Raw genomic sequence first — 16,647 nt, 5'->3', positions numbered from 1 at the left:
TCATTCGCAACAAGATGCTGCGGACAATCCGTTTCCTCTTTTGACGACCCCGGCACGTTTCTTGAATGCCATCTGGCCACGGGAGACTCCACAGGCAGGCCGCCGCATCATGCGCCCGGACCCGCCTGAAAGCAGATCCAACAACAAGAAGCACGCCCCACGATACGCCCTGGAGCGCGCCATAAAGCAGTCTGTTTTGTAGACAATCCATTTCGAGTAAAAGCCAAATGCCAGAGACAACCCGCCCCATCCAGTTCTACTTTCGCGGCCAGACCCACGAAGTAGCAGGCACCCCCACGACCCGCACCGTTCTGCAGCATCTGCGCGAGGACCTGCATTGCACCGGCACCAAGGAAGGCTGCGCCGAGGGCGATTGCGGTGCCTGCACCGTGGTCGTGGGCGAATTGCGCAATGACCGGCTGGAACTGAAGACGGTCAATGCCTGCATTCAATTCCTGCCCACGCTGGACGGCCGCGCGCTCTTCACCGTGGAAGACCTCAAGCAGCCCGACGGCTGCCTGCATCCGGTGCAGCAGGCCATGGTGGAATGCCACGGCTCGCAATGCGGCTTCTGCACGCCTGGCTTCGTGATGTCGCTATGGGGCTTGTACCTCAAGCACGACAAGGACGGCATCACGCCGAGCAAGCGCGAGATCGACGACGCCCTCTCCGGCAACCTGTGCCGCTGCACCGGCTATCGTCCCATCATCGATGCGGCACGGCGCATGGGCGAACTGCCCAAGGCGGAGTTCGACCGCGAAACCGTCAAGGCCGCCCTGCGCGCCATCGATAGCGATACACCGCTGGCCGTCACGCACGCAGGCCAGACCTTCCACGCACCGCGCACGCTGGCGCAGCTGGCACAGCTGCGCGCGGACCTGCCGCAGGCGCGCATCCTGGCCGGCTCCACCGACGTGGGCCTGTGGGTGACCAAGCAGCTGCGCGCACTGGGCGACATCCTCTACATCGGCCGCGTCGACGAATTGCGCGCCATGCGGGTGCAGGACGGCATGCTGGAGATCGGTGCCGGGGTGTCGCTGGAAGAGGCCTATGCCGAAGCGGCACGCCACTATCCGGAAGAACTGTCGGAACTGTGGCAGCGTTTCGCCTCGCTGCCGGTGCGCAATGCCGGCACGCTGGGCGGCAACCTCGCCAATGGCTCGCCCATCGGCGACTCGATGCCGTGGCTGATTGCGCTGGGCGCGCAGATCGTGCTCTACGGCGTGCGCGGCCAGCGGGTGATGCCGCTGGAGGATTTCTATCTGGCCTACCAGAAGTCGGCGCTGCAGCCCGATGAAGTGGTGCAGGCCGTGCGCATTCCCTTGCCACGCAAGGATGTGCGCTTCCGCGTCTACAAGCTCTCCAAGCGCTTCGATCAGGATATCTCTGCGGTGTGTGCGGCCTTTGCGCTGCGCCTGGACGGCGACACCATCACCGAAGCCCGCATCGCCTACGGCGGCATGGCCGCCACACCCAAGCGCGCGGCGCAGGCCGAAGCACTGCTGCAGGGCGGCGCCTGGAGCGAGGCGCAAGTGCAGGCCGCCATGGCCGCCCTGGCGCAGGATTACGCGCCGCTGTCGGACATGCGGGCCACCTCGGCCTATCGTTTGCGCACGGCGCAGAACCTGCTCTATCGCTATTGGCTGGAAACCCGCACCGAGGCGCCACTGGCGCGCCAGGACGTGCGCGCCTTCGCGGTCAGCGCCGCGTGAAGCCCCTGGACAGCATCCGCAGGAGAACAGCATGAACAAGCAAACCGAACAATTCCTCACTACCCTGGTGCAGCCGCCCAAGGACTGGAGCACCGTGGGCAAGCCGCATCCGCATGAATCGGCGATGCTGCACGTGACCGGCGAGGCCACCTACACCGATGACATCGCCGAGCTGCACGGCACGCTGCATGCGGCGCTCGGGCTGTCGCAAAAGGCCCATGCGCGCGTGCGCGCGATCGACCTGGAGAAGGTCAAGGCCGCGCCCGGCGTGCGCGCCGTCTTCACGGCTGCAGACATCCCCGGGGAGAACGAATGCGGCGCCATCATTCACGATGATCCGGTGCTGGCCGACGGCCTGGTGCAATACGTGGGCCAGCCGGTCTTCATCGTGGTGGCCGACAGCCATGACCAGGCTCGCCGCGCCGCCCGCCTGGCGGTGATCGACTACGAAGAACTGCCACCCATCCTGAGCCCGCGTGAAGCGCATGCCGCGCAGTCCTACGTGCTGCCGCCGATGCACCTGACGCGCGGCGACCCGGCCGCCGCGCTGGCGCAGGCGCCGCACAAGCTGTGCGGGCAGTTCGATGTGGGCGGGCAGGAACAGTTTTACCTGGAAGGGCAGATCTCCTATGCCATCCCCAAGGAGGGGCGCGGCATGCACGTGTATTGCTCGACCCAGCATCCCAGCGAGATGCAGCATCACATCGCCACGGTCCTGAAGATCGCGTCGCATGACGTACTGGTGGAATGCCGGCGCATGGGCGGCGGCTTCGGCGGCAAGGAATCGCAATCTGCCCTGTGGGCTTGCGCAGCCGCGGTCGCAGCGGCGCGCCTGCGGCGTCCGGTCAAGCTGCGCGCCGACCGCGATGACGACATGATGGTCACCGGCAAGCGTCACTGCTTTGCCTACGATTATGAGATCGGCTATGACGATGAGGGCCGCATCGTCGCGGCAAAGATCGACATGATCTCGCGCGCCGGCTTCTCGGCCGACCTGTCCGGACCGGTGGCCACGCGGGCGGTCTGCCACTTCGACAATGCCTACTATCTCTCGGACGTGGAAATCCACGCCATGTGCGGCAAGACCAACACCCAGTCCAATACCGCCTTCCGTGGCTTCGGCGGTCCGCAAGGGGCGCTGGCCATCGAAGTCATCCTCGACGACATAGCCCGCCATCTCGGACGCGACCCGCTGGAAATCCGCCGCAACAATTTCTACGGCCCCAGCGACGCTGAAGGACCTGATGCGCGCAACGTCACGCACTACGGCCAGAAGGTGGAAGACAACGTGATCCACGGGCTGGTGGACCAGCTCGAACGCAGCAGCCGCTATCAGGAACGCCGCCGCACCGTGGCCGACTTCAATGCGGCCAATACGGTACGCAAGAAGGGGCTGGCGCTCACGCCCGTGAAGTTCGGCATTTCCTTCAACGTGCCGCACCTGAACCAGGCTGGCTCGCTGGTGCACGTCTATACCGATGGCTCGGTGCTGGTCAATCACGGCGGCACCGAGATGGGACAAGGCTTGAACACCAAGGTGGCCCAGGTGGTCGCCAATGCGCTGGGCGTGCCGCTGGAGAAGGTGCGCTGCACCGCCACCGACACCAGCAAGATCGCCAATACCTCGGCCACGGCGGCCTCCACCGGCAGCGACCTCAACGGCAAGGCGGCGCAGGATGCCGCCCTGCAGATCCGCGCGCGCCTGGCCGAGGTGGCGGCCGGGCATTTCGGCGTAGCAGCCTCGGAAGTGCGTTTTGCCGATGGCCTGGTGCTGGCCGGCGAGCAGTCGCTGCCTTTCGTCGAGCTGGTGATGAAGGCTTATCTGCAACGGGTGCAGTTGTGGTCCGATGGTTTCTATTCCACGCCCAAGGTGCATTGGGATGCCAAGCGCATGCACGGCCATCCCTTCTTCTATTTCGCCTATGCGGCGGCGGTGTCGGAAGTGGTGATCGATACCCTCACCGGCGAATGGAAGCTGCTGCAGGCCGACCTGCTGTATGACGCCGGCGAGAGCCTGAACCCGGCGCTGGACATCGGCCAGGTAGAAGGCGGCTTCATCCAGGGCATGGGCTGGCTCACCACCGAGGAACTGTGGTGGAACAAGGACGGCAAGCTGATGACGCATGCGCCCTCCACCTACAAGATCCCGGCCATCTCGGATTGTCCGGAAGCCTTCCGCACCGAGCTGTATGCCAACAGCAATGTCTCGGACACCATCCACCGCTCCAAGGCGGTCGGTGAGCCGCCGCTGCTGCTGCCGTTCTCGGTGTTCCTGGCGATCCGTGATGCGGTCTCGTCGGTGGGCGCGCATCGTGTCAATCCGCTGCTGCGCGCGCCGGCCACCAGCGAAGCCATCCTCGATGCGGTCGATGCCGTGCGCGCGGCCACGCTCACCCAGTAAAACCGCAGCGGAGAACCATCATGACGACATGGTTGACGGCCTTGCGCCAGATGCAGCGGGAGACGATCCCGGCCGTGCTGGTAACGGTGGCGCAGATCCAGGGTTCGACACCGCGCGAGCCGGGGGCGCGCATGCTCTATACCGCCGATGGCCAGTTCGACACCATCGGTGGCGGCCATCTGGAATGGCGCGCGGCGCAGATCGCGCGCGCCATGCTGGCGGGCGGCTCCGACGGGCTGACCGATTCGCGGCGACTGGAACGCATCGCGCTGGGCCCCAGCCTGGGGCAGTGCTGCGGGGGTGTGGTGTTTCTCTGCTTCGAGCGTATTACCGCCGATGAAGCCGCTTTGCAGACCTGGCAGGCACTGGAGCAAGCCTGGGCCAGCGGCACCGACCGTTGGCGTGCGCTGCCGCTGGATCATGCCGATCCCCTACTGTTGCCGGACAGCGATGCGCAAGGCCATGGCCTGCCGCTGGAGACCTTGAAGCAGTCGCGCCAGACCCAGCTGGTGCGCGATCATCAAGGCCGCCGCTGGCTGCTCGACCTGTGCCGGGCGCACCAGCCGCAGGTGGTGCTGTTCGGTGCCGGCCATGTCGGGACGGCCATCGTCAAGGTCTTGTCCACCCTGCCCTGCCGGGTGCTGTGGGTGGACGAACGGGAAGACATGTTCCCGCCCGGCTTGCCGCCCCAGGTCCGCATCGAGGCCACCGACGTGCCCAATGCCGCGGTCGACCTGGCCGAGCCGGGCGCGTATTATCTCGTGATGACCCATAGCCACGCCCTCGACCAGCAACTGAGCGAACGCATCTTGAAACGCGAGGATGCGGCCTGGTTCGGCCTGATCGGCTCGCAGACCAAGCGCAGGCAGTTCGAGCATCGCCTGGCCGAACGCGGCTTCTCGGCGGCCCAGCTGGAACGCATCACTTGTCCCATCGGCATTCCCGGCATCTATGGCAAGGAACCCGCCAGCATCGCCATCGCGGTCGTGGCGCAACTGATGCAGCTGTGGGAATTGCGCTTTACCCAACCCAAACCCAAGGCATGGCCACAGACTCTGGCCACACACGCTCTGGACGGCAGAGGCTGAAGGAACACCCTGCCGTCACCCTCCGGGAATCCGCTGGAGCACGCTGATTCCCCTTCGATTCCACCTTCTGCCCTCAAGGAAAGCAGCGTCACGCTGCTGCCTTCCAGTATGATGCCCTTTGAATCAACGACCCGCTCCTGAGCGGCGCCGCGCGCCCCGAGAAAACACCATGACTCCATCCCTGCAAGCCTACCGCGCCAGCCTGCTGTATTTCACCAACGATCCGGCCTTCGACGAACACGCCACCCAATGGCACAGCGATGGCCTCCTGCTGGTGCAAGACGGCAAGATCCGGGCGGCCGGCGACCATGCCCGACTGGCGGCCAGCCTGCCGCCCGGCACCGTCGTCGAAGACCTGCGCGGCAAGATCCTCTGCCCCGGCTTCATCGACACCCACGTCCACTATCCGCAGACCGACATCATCGGCTCGCCCGCGCCGGGTCTGTTGCCCTGGCTGGACAATTACACCTTCCCCGCCGAGCGCCGCTTCCAGCAGCCCGAACACGCGGCAGAAGTGGCCGACTTCTTCCTGAGTGAACTGCTGCGCAACGGCACCACCAGCGCGGCCGTCTATTGCACGGTGCATCCGCAGTCGGTGGATGCCTTCTTTGCCGCCAGCCATGCACGCAACCTGCGCATGGTGGCCGGCAAGTGCCTGATGGACCGCAATGCACCGGATTTCCTGTGCGATACCGCCGAATCGGGCGTGCGGGAAAGTGAAGAACTGATAAACCGCTGGCACAACAAGGGACGCCAGCATTACGCCATCACCGTGCGTTTCGCGCCCACCTCCACGCATGAACAGATGAAGCTGGCCGGTGAACTGGCAGCGCAGTATCCGGACGCCTACATCCAGACCCACGTGGCTGAAAATACCGATGAAGTCCAATGGGTCAAGGAACTGTACCCGGACGCGCGCAGCTATCTCGACGTGTATGACGGCTATGGCCTGATGCGCCAGCGCGCGCTGTATGCCCACTGTATCTGGCTGGACGACCAGGACCGCGCCCGCATGGCGGCCACGCAATCGGCAGCGACCCTGTGCCCGACCTCCAACCTGTTCCTGGGTAGCGGCCTGTTCGACTTCGCCCGGGCCGACGCGGCACGCATGCCCTTGTCCCTGGCTACCGACGTGGGCGGCGGCACCAGCTTCTCGATGCTGCAGACCATGAACGAGCTCTACAAGGTGGCGCGCATGGGCGGGACCTACCTGCCGGCGCAGCGCATGTTCTACCTGGCCACGCTGGGCGGTGCGCGCGCCTTGCAGCTGGAAGGCAGCATTGGCAGCTTCACGCCCGGCTGCGACGCCGACTTCATCGTCCTCGATCCGCAGGCCACGCCCTTGCTGGCCCGCCGCAGCGCCACCACCAACAGCCTGGAGGAACAATTGTTCGCCTTGGCCATCCTCGGCGATGACCGGGCTATCGCGGCGACCTATTCGGCGGGGGTTCGGGTGCATCAGCGCTGAAAACACTTTCATATCGCCCCTTAAGCACGAAAAGCCGGGCTCGCCATTTGGGTGAGCCCGGCTTTTTTGCGGCTGCCATTCTGGCAGCGTTTATCCCATTTTTTCGTGATTGCTGGACTGCTGCTTGGGCGAACATCGCGTCTCGACGTATCCCTCAAGCAACGTCAATTGATATTTTTCTCTACGAAACTGATCAATTGATTTAAACTCGGAGCCTCTGTCATGCCAGCAACCCGATTACAAGTACAGCACTTCTTGAACCAGCTCGGCACCTTGCACCCCGGCGACATCCTGTTGTCGCGCCAGCGCAAGACCTTGGATTTCATGGCGCAGATCGATTACGAGATGATCGACGTGGTACGAGAGCTGAGGCAGTTGGGGATCGAAGACTATAGCTACGGGCCGAACCAGAACGACTGGGGTGTGGGCTGGGTCTGGCACTTCGGCAAGACGGTGGTGCAGTGCGTGAACAGGACGGAACTGGCTCATCGCGTGTACATCAAGCTCTGTCTTGCCGTGACGCGCGAGGGACGCCGGACCACCTGCATGTCCTTCCACCGGCCCGAACAAACGATGCGATTTCCCTACAAGAAGCCCCCTGGGCAATGGAGCATGTGATGCCGATCAAGCCTTTTGAAATTTGTCCGAACTGTGTCGGCGAAGGCACGGTGCAACTCGTCAGCACCACGGAAACCCGTACCGTGAACAAGGAGGAGTTCGAAGTCCCGGTGGACTATTTCGCCTGCCAGCGCTGCGGCGAAAGCTTCCAGACCCTGGACATGGAAGACAGCCTGGTGAAGGCGCGCGAACTGTATCGCACCCGGCACGGCATGGTCAGGCCGGAGCAACTGAGCGCCTGGCGCAAATCGCTCGGGCTGTCGCAGGCCGAACTGGCGGCCGTGCTGGGCTGGGGCGTGGCTACGGTGAGTCGCTATGAAAACGGCAAGCTGCAATCGGATGCCCACGACAAGTCCATGCGCATGGCCATGCGCTCTGCCGATACCCTGATCGAACTGGTCCGCAGTGCCCGGGATCTGCCCGCCCAGGTACGCACCCGGCTGATGGCCGAACTGGAACAAAAGGCCGGCTCGGCGGCCCTGGAGAAGGCCTTCGCCAGCAGTGCGCGCAGCGCGCCCGGCGAAACCATCCGGCTGGAAAAGCTGGAACAGCTGGTGCTGCTGCTGAGCGAAGGCGAAGGTGTCTTCGTCACCAAACTCAACAAGCTGCTGTTCTACAGCGACTTCAAGCACTACCAGCAGCATGGCCGGAGCCTCTCGGGCCTGGCCTATGAGCGCCTGCCCTACGGGCCGGTCCCTTCGGCTTTCCGGCTGCTGTTTTCCTTGCTGGAGCAGCGCGGCGCGATCGACCAGGTGGAAGTGCAGGTGGGCAGCGCCGAAGGTACACAGGTGCGGCCCTTGCGGACTGCGGATCGCAATGTCTTCGACGAGGAAGAACTGGCGCTCCTGCTCGCCATCAAGAAGCGCTTTGCCAGGATGGGCGCCAATGAAGTGTCGGAAGCTTCCCACCGCGAGCAGGCCTGGATCCAGACACCCATGGGCGCCCTGATCGACTACCGCCATGCGGCGGCATTGAGTTTCTGAGGCCGCTCAGCGCGGCTGATACAGATAGATGAACGCGTCCACCGCCCGTTGCGCCGAGGCCTTGAGCTTGGCCGCCGGGATCTCGGTGACCACATCGAGCATGCGCATTTCCACCCATTCCGCTTCCATCAGTGCGCGCAACTGCATGCCCGCGATCCAGGGGTCGCCCGGATGCAGCTTGCCGGCCTTCATCTTGACCTCGATGAACTCGGCAATGCGTGTCCAGCCCCGCTTGGGGCCCCGTTCATACAGCATCGGCCCCAGTTCGGACCTGCCCGCGTAATACATCGCAAGCCGCTTGACGGCGACAATCTCGGGCCGGAAAACCACGGCAAGATAATGCTCGGCCAGACGCAATAAACCGCTGCGCAGTTCGTCTTCATGGCGCAAGGACATGAACATTTCTTCGAACTGGCACCCCACCTGCTTGATCATCACCTCCACAAAGATCTCTTCCTTGGAGCTGAAATAGTTGTACAGCGTGGCCTTGGAGCCGCCGATACGGGCCGAGATTTCGGCCATCGAGGCGCCCTCGAAACCGATTTCGTTGAATACCTCGGCCGCGATGTCGATCATCTGCTGGCGCCGTTCCTCACTCTTCTTGCGCATGATTATCCTGTGATGCTGGCCGGAAAGCCGGCCAATCCCGAATTATAGGCGACGATGCCGACGAAAGCCGCCTGATCGCCATCAAATACGCGCGAAAAATCACTGTTGCGGCGTTGCCGCAGAAAGACGAGTAATTTCTCGCAATGAGCCTTGACACTTCACGAAACCCAATACTATACTGAACTGTACAGTTAATAAACATTGGATTTTCTGATTCAGTCGTTCACTCCACCATCTACGCAAATGAACAACAACTCATTCCTCCCCGGCCAGCGCGCGCCTCATCCGGCGCTGCGGCCCCAGCGGCGCAGCCTGCCGTGGCGGCGGGCCGCGTCGGTCTCGGCGGCCGTGCTGGCGGCAGCACTCACCGCCGGGTGTGCCTCCTTCACCGATCTGGGCCCGCGCGCCGAGCCCAAGTCCATCGACCGCTACCAGAGCAGCCAGACGCTGGCCGCCGATGCCGTGCAGGCCGCCTGGCCGAGCGATCAGTGGTGGAAGGTCTACGGCGACGCACAATTGAACGCCCTCATCGACGAAGCCCTGCAAAACGCGCCCTCCATGGCCGTGGCCAAGGCGCGCCTGATGAATGCCGAAGGCACGGCCCAGCAGAAAGGGGCGGCGCTGCTGCCGGAAGTGAGCGGCAATGCCTCGCTGGACCACATGAAGCAGTCCTACAACAACGGCTTCCCGCCCGCGCTGGTACCGCACGGCTACAACAACGAAACCCGTACCACCCTGGATTTCAGCTATGAAATCGACTTCTGGGGCAAGAACCGCGCGGCCCTGGCCGCCGCCACCTCGGAACTGGAAGCCAGCCGCGCCGACGCCGCCCAGGCGCGCATCACCCTGGCCACCTCGATTGCCTCGGCCTATGCCGAACTGGCCCAGCTCTATACCCAGCGCGACACCAACGAAGCTGCCCTGAAGGTGCGTGAAGAAACGCTGGACCTGTTCCAGCAGCGTTTGGCCAACGGCCTGGAAACGCGCGGCTCGGTCAAGCAGATGGAAGCGCGTCGTGCCCTGGCCCAGGCTGAGCTGAAAGCCACTGACGAATCCATCGGCCTGCAACGCAACAAGCTGGCCGCACTGGCCGGTGCCGGTCCGGATCGCGGCCTGCAACTGACGCGTCCGCAGATCGACCTGACCAAGCCCTTCGGCCTGCCGGCGCAGCTGCCAGTGGAACTGCTGGGCCGCCGTCCCGACATCGTGGCCGCGCGCCTGCGTGCCGAGGCGGCGGGCAAGCAGATCAACGTGGCGCGGGCTGCCTTCTACCCCAACGTCAACCTGTCGGCCTACATCGGTTTCCAGTCGCTGGGCCTGAGCATACTTAGCAAGAACGGTTCGGACATCGGCAGCATCGGTCCGGCGATCTCGCTGCCCATCTTCAATGGTGGCCGTCTGCGCGGACAGTTCCGCTCGGCCAGCGCCAGCTATGACGAAGCCGTGGCCAACTATGACCAGGCCGTCACCCAGGCCCTGCAGGACGTGGCCGACGTGGGCGTGAGCGAAAAAGCCCTGGCCGGACGCCTGCACGACATGCAAGCCGCCGCCGATGCCGCCGAAGAGGCTTATCGCATCGCCAGCAACCGTTACACGGGCGGTCTGAACACTTACCTCGACGTACTCAATGCGCAGGACACGCTCATCAGCAACCTGCGCCAGCTCTCCGATCTGCGCTCGCGCCTGTTCACCCTGGATGTCGCGCTGGTGCGCGCCCTGGGCGGCGGCTACCGTGCCACCGATGACGGCAAGAGCCAAGACAGCGCCACCGCGCCCCACACCGACACGCAAGCGAAAGGTTGAACATCATGTCCCACAGTGATTCCCAAGCGGCCCACACCCTGGCCGAAGACACCCAGCAACGCAATGAAGCCGCCACCCGTGCGGCCGCCGCGCAAAAGCGCAAGAAGCTCTTTACCATCTTCGGCGGCGTGATCGCCATCGTCGCCGTCGGCTACGGCGCCTACTGGTACCTGATCGGCTCGCGCTACGTCGAGACCGACAATGCCTATACCGGCGCCGAAGTGGCCACCGTCACCCCGGCCGTCAACGGCATTGTTTCCGCCGTCGATGTGGTCGATACCCAAGCAGTGAAGAAGGGCGACGTGCTGGTGCGCATCGATGACGCCGACGCCAAGCTGGCCGTGGACCAGGCCGCTGCCGACCTGGACCGTACCGAGCGCAAGGTCCGGGGTTACTTCGCCAACGATGCCGGCCTGGCGGCCCAGGTGCTGGCCCGCGAAGCTGACCAGAAGCGCGCCAGCGCCCAGCTGCTGTCGGCCCAGGCCGATCTGCAGCGTGCCCAGATCGACCTGCAGCGCCGCGAAGCGCTGGCCAAGTCGGGTTCGGTCTCCGGTGAAGAACTGACCAATGCCCGCACCGCCCTGCTGACCGCGCAAGCCAATTTGAAGGCCGCCGAAGCCGCCGAAGTGCAGTCCCGCGCCAACATCAAGGCGACCCAAGGCGCAGAAAAGGCCAGCACCGTGCTGACCGCCCGCACCACCGTGGACGACAACCCGGAAGTGGTCCTGGCCCGCGCCAAGCTGGAGCAGGCCAAGCTGGACCTGGAACGCACCGTGCTGCGCGCGCCGGTCGATGGCGTCATCGCCCGCCGCCAGGTGCAGGTCGGCCAGCGCGTGCAAACCGGCGCCAGCCTGCTGTCCGTGGTGCCAATGAAGCAGATGCACGTGGACGCCAATTTCAAGGAAGGCCAGCTGACCAAGGTCCGCATCGGCCAGCCGGTGACCATGACCTCCGACCTCTATGGCGGCTCGGTGGAATACCACGGCGTGGTCACGGGCCTGTCCGGCGGCACCGGTTCGGCCTTTGCCGTGATTCCCGCGCAAAACGCCACCGGCAACTGGATCAAGGTGGTGCAGCGCCTGCCGGTACGCATCTCGCTGGATCCCAAGGAACTGGCCCAGCACCCGCTGTCGGTGGGCCTGTCGATGGTGGTGGAGATCGATACCCGCGGCCAGATCCAGGCCGGTAACGTGCAGGCCAAGTCGGCCCAGAACACCGATACCAAGGCCGCCGCGCTGTAAGCCGACGGCCACGACAGAGAGAACTTCATCATGTCATCCACATTGAGTGCAGAGGCTGGCGATCTGCCAGCCCCCCAGCCTGGGCCTCTGGAGGCGCCGCTGAGCGGTGGCCAGTTGGTGGGCGCCGGCATCCTGCTGGCCGCCGCCAACTTCATCGCAGTGCTCGACACCACCATCGCCAACGTCTCGGTATCGACCATCTCCGGCGCGCTGGGGGCCTCCACCAGCCAGGGCACCTACGTCATCACCTCCTATGCGGTGGCCGAGGCCATCACGGTGCCGCTGACCGGCTGGCTGGCCAATCGCTTCGGCACCGTGCGCGTGTTCATCCTCTCGATGATCATGTTCGGCCTGTTCTCGGCGCTGTGCGGGCTGGCCAATTCGCTGGGCATGCTGATCGCCTTCCGCGTCATGCAGGGCCTGGCCGGTGGCCCGCTGATGCCGCTCTCGCAAACCCTGCTGCTGCGTATCTTCCCCAAGGAAAAGGCACCCGCTGCGGTGGGCCTGTGGGCCATGACCACCCTGGTGGCACCGATTGCCGGCCCGATCCTGGGCGGCGTGCTGTGCGACCAGTACAGCTGGCCCTACATCTTCTGGATCAACGTGCCGGTGGCACTGATCTGCGGCTACCTCGGCTGGCGCATGCTCAAGCGTTTCGAGACCACGACCACCAAGCTGCCCATCGACCGCGTGGGCCTGATCCTGATGGTGGTCTGGGTCGCGGCCCTGCAACTGATGCTGGATGAAGGCAAGGAAAAGGACTGGTTCGCCTCCACCGAGATCGTGCTGCTGGCCGTCACGGCGGTGGTGTTCTTCATCGCCTTCCTGATTTGGGAGCTGACCGAGCACACCCCCATCGTCGACCTGCGGGTATTCCGCCATCGCGGCTTCACCGCCAGCGTGGTTACCATCTGCCTGGCCTTCGGCGCCTTCTTCGGCTCGGTGGTGTTGACGCCGCTCTGGCTGCAGGGCTACATGGGCTATACGGCCACCTGGTCGGGCTGCATCTCGGCGCTCAGCGGCATCCTGGCGGTGGTCGCCGCGCCCATGGTGGCCAAGGCTTCCACCACCGTGGATGCGCGCAAGCTGGTCTGCTTCGGCGTGACCTGGCTGGGCCTGATCACCGCCCTGCGCGGCTTCAGCAACACCGACATGTCGTTCTTCCAGATCGGCTGGCCCATGTTCCTGCAGGGCATCGGCTTGCCGCTGTTCTTCGTGCCGCTGACCGGCCTGGCGCTGTCCAGCGTGAACGAGGAAGAAACCGCGTCGGCCGCCGGCCTGATGAGCTTCTGCCGCACCATGTCCGGCGCCATTGCCACCTCCATCGTCAACACCAGCTGGGAAAACGACGCCACCTACTACCATGCCGAACTGTCCGGCCTGGTCGATCGCAGCGGCGATGCGGTCAACGCCATGATGGCCTCGGGCATGAGCGCCGAACAGGCCACCTCCTCGCTGGCACAGACGGTGCAGAACCAGGCCGTGATGCTGTCCACCAACCACATCTTCCTGATGGCGGCGGTGTCCTTCTCGCTGGCCGCCATCGCGGTGTGGCTGGCACCCAAGCCGACCCGGGTGGCCGATACGACAGCGGCGCACTGATCCGCCTTCCCCTCTCCCCCCCACAGTCCGTCCTCCCCCTGCGGACTGGGCAGGCGGCCACTTCGGTGGCCGCCTGTTTTTTTTTTTGGCCGCAGACTTTTCTGATGGCCAGGCTCCCGAACTTTCTCGAAATTGACGCACTGCTTTGCCCGCTTCAGGCCGGCGCCATGCCGCACCCTTGGCTGCACCGGGGCAATGCGCGTACAATCCCGGCTCAAGCATGCGGACCACGGTCCGCATTTTTGATTTATGGCGACCCGCCCGTCGGGCCGCCAGGCTGACTTCCCGCCGCCAGCCGTGGCCTGATGAACCCGTGGCCTCCACGCAGATCCAGGCCAGCACGCGCGGCAGTGCATTCCCGAACTTGCAAGAAGCGATCATCGCATCGCCACCCGGACCCATGACCAAAGACCTCGCCGCCCACACGCCGATGATGCAACAGTATTTGCGCATCAAAGCGGACCACCCCAACACACTGGTGTTCTACCGCATGGGCGATTTCTATGAACTGTTCTTCGAGGATGCCGAAAAAGCCTCGCGCCTGATGGGCGTCACGCTCACCCAGCGCGGCTCCTCCAATGGCAACCCGATCAAGATGGCTGGCGTGCCCTTCCATTCGGTGGAGCAATACCTGGCGCGCCTGATCAAGCTGGGCGAATCGGTGGCGATCTGCGAACAGATCGGCGACCCGGCCACCAGCAAAGGCCCGGTGGAACGCAAGGTGGTGCGGGTGGTCACGCCCGGCACCCTGACCGACTCCGACCTGCTGCCCGAAAAGGCCGAGCGCTGCCTGCTGGCCATGCAGCTGCTGCCGGCAAAGTCGCGCAAGCAGATGCAGGTCGGCCTGGCCTGGCTGTCCATGGCCAGCGGTGCGCTGAAGATGATGGAATTCACGGTCGAGACGCATTTGCTGGACGGCCGCGTCAAACAGGAACTGGAACGCATCTCCGCCGCCGAGGTGCTGGTGGCCGATGGCCAGCTGGAACAGTGCGAGCCGCTGCTGCCGCACCGCGCCGTGACAGTGCCGGACTGGCATTTCGACCAGCCCAGCAGCGAAAAGGCCCTGCTCGATCAACTGGGCGTGGCCACCCTGCACGGCTTCGGCGCCGATGGCCTGGGCCCGGCCATCTGCGCTGCCGGCGCCCTGCTGCGCTATGCGCAATCGACCCAGGGACGCGGCCTGCAGCACGTGCGCACGCTCACCGTCGAATCCGAGAACGAATTCATCGGCCTGGACGCCGCCACCCGCCGCAACCTGGAACTGACCGAAACCATTCGCGCCCAGGACGCCAATGCCCTGGCCCCCACGCTCTTCTCCACGCTGGACCACTGCCGCACCGCCATGGGTTCGCGCCTGCTGCGCCACTGGCTGCATCACGCCCTGCGCGACCAGCAGGTGGCGCGCGAACGCCACGCCGCCATCAATGCGCTCATGCGCACCGATGCCTGCTCGGGCCTCTCGGCCACGCTGGCCGCCGTGCCCGACATCGAGCGCATCACCACGCGCATCGCCCTGCTGTCGGCGCGTCCGCGCGATCTGGCAGGATTGCGTAGCGGCCTGCAGCAACTCGGCTCGTTGCGCGCCTATGTGGAAATGTGCGCACGCGACGCTGAAGCTCCGCTGCTGGGCCAGCTGCATGAAGACCTGGCCACGCCCCTGGAATGCCTGGACCTGCTGGAACGCGCCATCATGCTGGAGCCCGCTGCCATGGTGCGCGACGGCGGCGTGATCGCGCGTGGCTATGATGCCGAGCTGGATGAACTGCGCGGCCTGTCGGAAAACGCCGGCCAGTACCTGCTGGAGCTGGAAGCCCGTGAGCGCGAGCGCACCGGCATCGCCAACCTGCGGGTGGAATACAACAAGGTCCATGGCTTCTACATCGAAGTCACCCACGGCCAGACCGACAAGGTGCCGGAAGACTATCGCCGCCGCCAGACGCTCAAGAACGCCGAACGCTACATCATCCCCGAACTGAAGGCCTTCGAGGACAAGGCCCTCTCTGCGCAGGAACGCTCACTGTCGCGCGAAAAATTCCTCTACGAGCAGCTGCTCAATGACATGGGCGCGCACATCGTGCGCCTGCAATCCATTGCCCACGCCCTGGCCCAGCTCGATACCCTGGTCGCCCTGGCCGACCACGCCGTGCGCAACAACTGGTGCGCGCCGCAACTGGTGGCCGAGCCCTGCATCCAGATCGAGCAAGGCCGCCATCCGGTGGTGGAAAACCAGATCGAGCGCTTCATCGCCAACGATTGCCAGCTCGCCGCCGAGCGCAAGCTGCTCCTGATCACCGGCCCCAACATGGGCGGTAAATCCACCTTCATGCGCCAGGTGGCGCTGATCACGCTGCTGGCCTACGTGGGCAGCTTCGTGCCGGCCACCAGCGCGGTGATCGGACCGATCGACCGCATCTTTACACGTATCGGCGCGGCTGACGACCTGGCCGGTGGCCGCTCCACCTTCATGGTCGAGATGACCGAATCGGCCTCCATCCTCAACAACGCCACCGAACATTCGCTGGTGCTCATGGATGAGGTCGGGCGTGGCACCTCGACCTTCGACGGGCTGGCGCTGGCCTGGGCGATTGCCAAGCACTTGATCGACGTCACGCGCAGCTTCACCCTCTTCGCCACCCATTACTTCGAGCTGACGCAACTGCCCGAGGTCCACCCAAGCGCAGCCAACGTGCATCTCTCTGCGGTGGAGCACAAGGACAGCATCGTCTTCCTGCATGCTGTGCAGAGCGGCCCGGCCTCGCAGAGCTACGGCCTGCAGGTGGCTCAATTGGCCGGGGTGCCGGCGCCGGTCATCCGGGCTGCGCGCAAGCATCTGTCGGCGCTGGAAAGCCAGTCCATGCAGCCGACGCCGCAGTTCGACCTGTTCAGCTCAGCTTCCTTCACGGAACCCGTAGAGGAAGCTGAAGAAACGCACGATGAACGCAATCCCGCGAGCGCGGTCGAACCCGATCCGCTGGCCCAGGCGCTGCTGCACTCCCTGGATGGCATTGATCCGGATGCCCTCACGCCGCGCCAGGCGCTGGAAGCGCTGTACCAGCTCAAGGCCCTGAGCCGGGGACAATAACGAGACCACGGCTAACTCCGCCCGTTGCCCCCCTTTGACC

General features: G+C 64.7%; 11 protein-coding genes. 10 read left to right on the top strand and 1 reads right to left on the bottom strand.

Annotated features, from left to right (window positions below; all coding sequences use genetic code 11):
* Positions 1–227: 227 nt before the first annotated feature.
* The 6 genes from xdhA to ACVC5H_RS08810 all read left to right on the top strand — a co-directional run bounded on the left by xdhA (position 228) and on the right by ACVC5H_RS08810 (position 8,270).
* On the top strand, positions 228–1,712 hold the full coding sequence (gene xdhA, locus ACVC5H_RS08835; RefSeq protein ID WP_489621964.1) for a xanthine dehydrogenase small subunit: 1,485 nt from the start codon (positions 228–230) through the stop codon (positions 1,710–1,712).
* A gap of 31 nt (positions 1,713–1,743) precedes the next feature.
* A complete protein-coding gene (gene xdhB, locus ACVC5H_RS08830) occupies positions 1,744–4,113 on the top strand; it encodes a xanthine dehydrogenase molybdopterin binding subunit (RefSeq protein WP_489621963.1) in 2,370 nt (789 codons plus the stop codon).
* 20 nt (positions 4,114–4,133) lie between these two features.
* Complete coding sequence (gene xdhC / locus ACVC5H_RS08825; protein ID WP_489621962.1) at positions 4,134–5,201, top strand: xanthine dehydrogenase accessory protein XdhC; 1,068 nt, start codon at positions 4,134–4,136, stop codon at positions 5,199–5,201.
* 169 nt (positions 5,202–5,370) lie between these two features.
* Positions 5,371–6,669: a guanine deaminase gene (guaD, locus tag ACVC5H_RS08820; RefSeq protein WP_489621961.1), complete on the top strand. Its 1,299-nt coding sequence runs from the start codon at positions 5,371–5,373 to the stop codon at positions 6,667–6,669.
* 222 nt (positions 6,670–6,891) lie between these two features.
* Positions 6,892–7,287: a hypothetical protein gene (locus ACVC5H_RS08815; RefSeq protein ID WP_489621960.1), complete on the top strand. Its 396-nt coding sequence runs from the start codon at positions 6,892–6,894 to the stop codon at positions 7,285–7,287.
* Positions 7,287–8,270, top strand: a complete 984-nt coding sequence (locus tag ACVC5H_RS08810) for a type II TA system antitoxin MqsA family protein (protein WP_489621959.1) — start codon at positions 7,287–7,289, stop codon at positions 8,268–8,270. Before ACVC5H_RS08815 ends, ACVC5H_RS08810 begins: the two co-directional genes overlap by 1 nt.
* A gap of 6 nt (positions 8,271–8,276) precedes the next feature.
* On the opposite strand, the gene ACVC5H_RS08805 is transcribed toward ACVC5H_RS08810, so the two are convergent.
* On the bottom strand, positions 8,277–8,879 hold the full coding sequence (locus ACVC5H_RS08805) for a TetR/AcrR family transcriptional regulator (RefSeq protein ID WP_489621958.1): 603 nt from the start codon (positions 8,877–8,879) through the stop codon (positions 8,277–8,279).
* Between the two features lie 243 nt (positions 8,880–9,122).
* Between ACVC5H_RS08805 and ACVC5H_RS08800 the strand changes: the two genes are divergently transcribed.
* From ACVC5H_RS08800 to mutS, 4 genes are all read left to right on the top strand, one after another.
* Entirely contained in the window at positions 9,123–10,682 is a 1,560-nt protein-coding gene (locus tag ACVC5H_RS08800) for an efflux transporter outer membrane subunit (RefSeq protein WP_489621957.1), read from the top strand.
* 5 nt (positions 10,683–10,687) lie between these two features.
* Positions 10,688–11,923: an EmrA/EmrK family multidrug efflux transporter periplasmic adaptor subunit gene (locus tag ACVC5H_RS08795; RefSeq protein ID WP_489621956.1), complete on the top strand. Its 1,236-nt coding sequence runs from the start codon at positions 10,688–10,690 to the stop codon at positions 11,921–11,923.
* A 30-nt stretch (positions 11,924–11,953) separates the two neighbouring features.
* On the top strand, positions 11,954–13,525 hold the full coding sequence (locus ACVC5H_RS08790) for a DHA2 family efflux MFS transporter permease subunit (RefSeq protein ID WP_489621955.1): 1,572 nt from the start codon (positions 11,954–11,956) through the stop codon (positions 13,523–13,525).
* A gap of 400 nt (positions 13,526–13,925) precedes the next feature.
* Entirely contained in the window at positions 13,926–16,607 is a 2,682-nt protein-coding gene (gene mutS / locus ACVC5H_RS08785) for a DNA mismatch repair protein MutS (RefSeq protein WP_489621954.1), read from the top strand.
* Positions 16,608–16,647: the final 40 nt, after the last annotated feature.

Source organism: Herbaspirillum sp. Her3 (assembly GCF_057961275.1).
The sequence above is the reverse complement of the archived record's forward strand: the minus strand, read 5'-3'. Positions and strand labels throughout refer to the sequence as shown.

Bases quoted from the DNA above. Each gene is read 5' to 3' on its own strand.
- xdhC (WP_489621962.1), top strand. From the start codon at position 4,134: ATGACGACATGGTTGACGGCCTTGCGCCAGATGCAGCGGGAGACGATC.
- xdhB (WP_489621963.1), top strand. From the start codon at position 1,744: ATGAACAAGCAAACCGAACAATTCCTCACTACCCTGGTGCAGCCGCCC.
- ACVC5H_RS08795 (WP_489621956.1), top strand. From the start codon at position 10,688: ATGTCCCACAGTGATTCCCAAGCGGCCCACACCCTGGCCGAAGACACC.
- ACVC5H_RS08815 (WP_489621960.1), top strand. From the start codon at position 6,892: ATGCCAGCAACCCGATTACAAGTACAGCACTTCTTGAACCAGCTCGGC.
- ACVC5H_RS08790 (WP_489621955.1), top strand. From the start codon at position 11,954: ATGTCATCCACATTGAGTGCAGAGGCTGGCGATCTGCCAGCCCCCCAG.
- mutS (WP_489621954.1), top strand. From the start codon at position 13,926: ATGACCAAAGACCTCGCCGCCCACACGCCGATGATGCAACAGTATTTG.
- guaD (WP_489621961.1), top strand. From the start codon at position 5,371: ATGACTCCATCCCTGCAAGCCTACCGCGCCAGCCTGCTGTATTTCACC.
- ACVC5H_RS08805 (WP_489621958.1), bottom strand. From the start codon at position 8,879: ATGCGCAAGAAGAGTGAGGAACGGCGCCAGCAGATGATCGACATCGCG.
- xdhA (WP_489621964.1), top strand. From the start codon at position 228: ATGCCAGAGACAACCCGCCCCATCCAGTTCTACTTTCGCGGCCAGACC.
- ACVC5H_RS08800 (WP_489621957.1), top strand. From the start codon at position 9,123: ATGAACAACAACTCATTCCTCCCCGGCCAGCGCGCGCCTCATCCGGCG.
- ACVC5H_RS08810 (WP_489621959.1), top strand. From the start codon at position 7,287: ATGCCGATCAAGCCTTTTGAAATTTGTCCGAACTGTGTCGGCGAAGGC.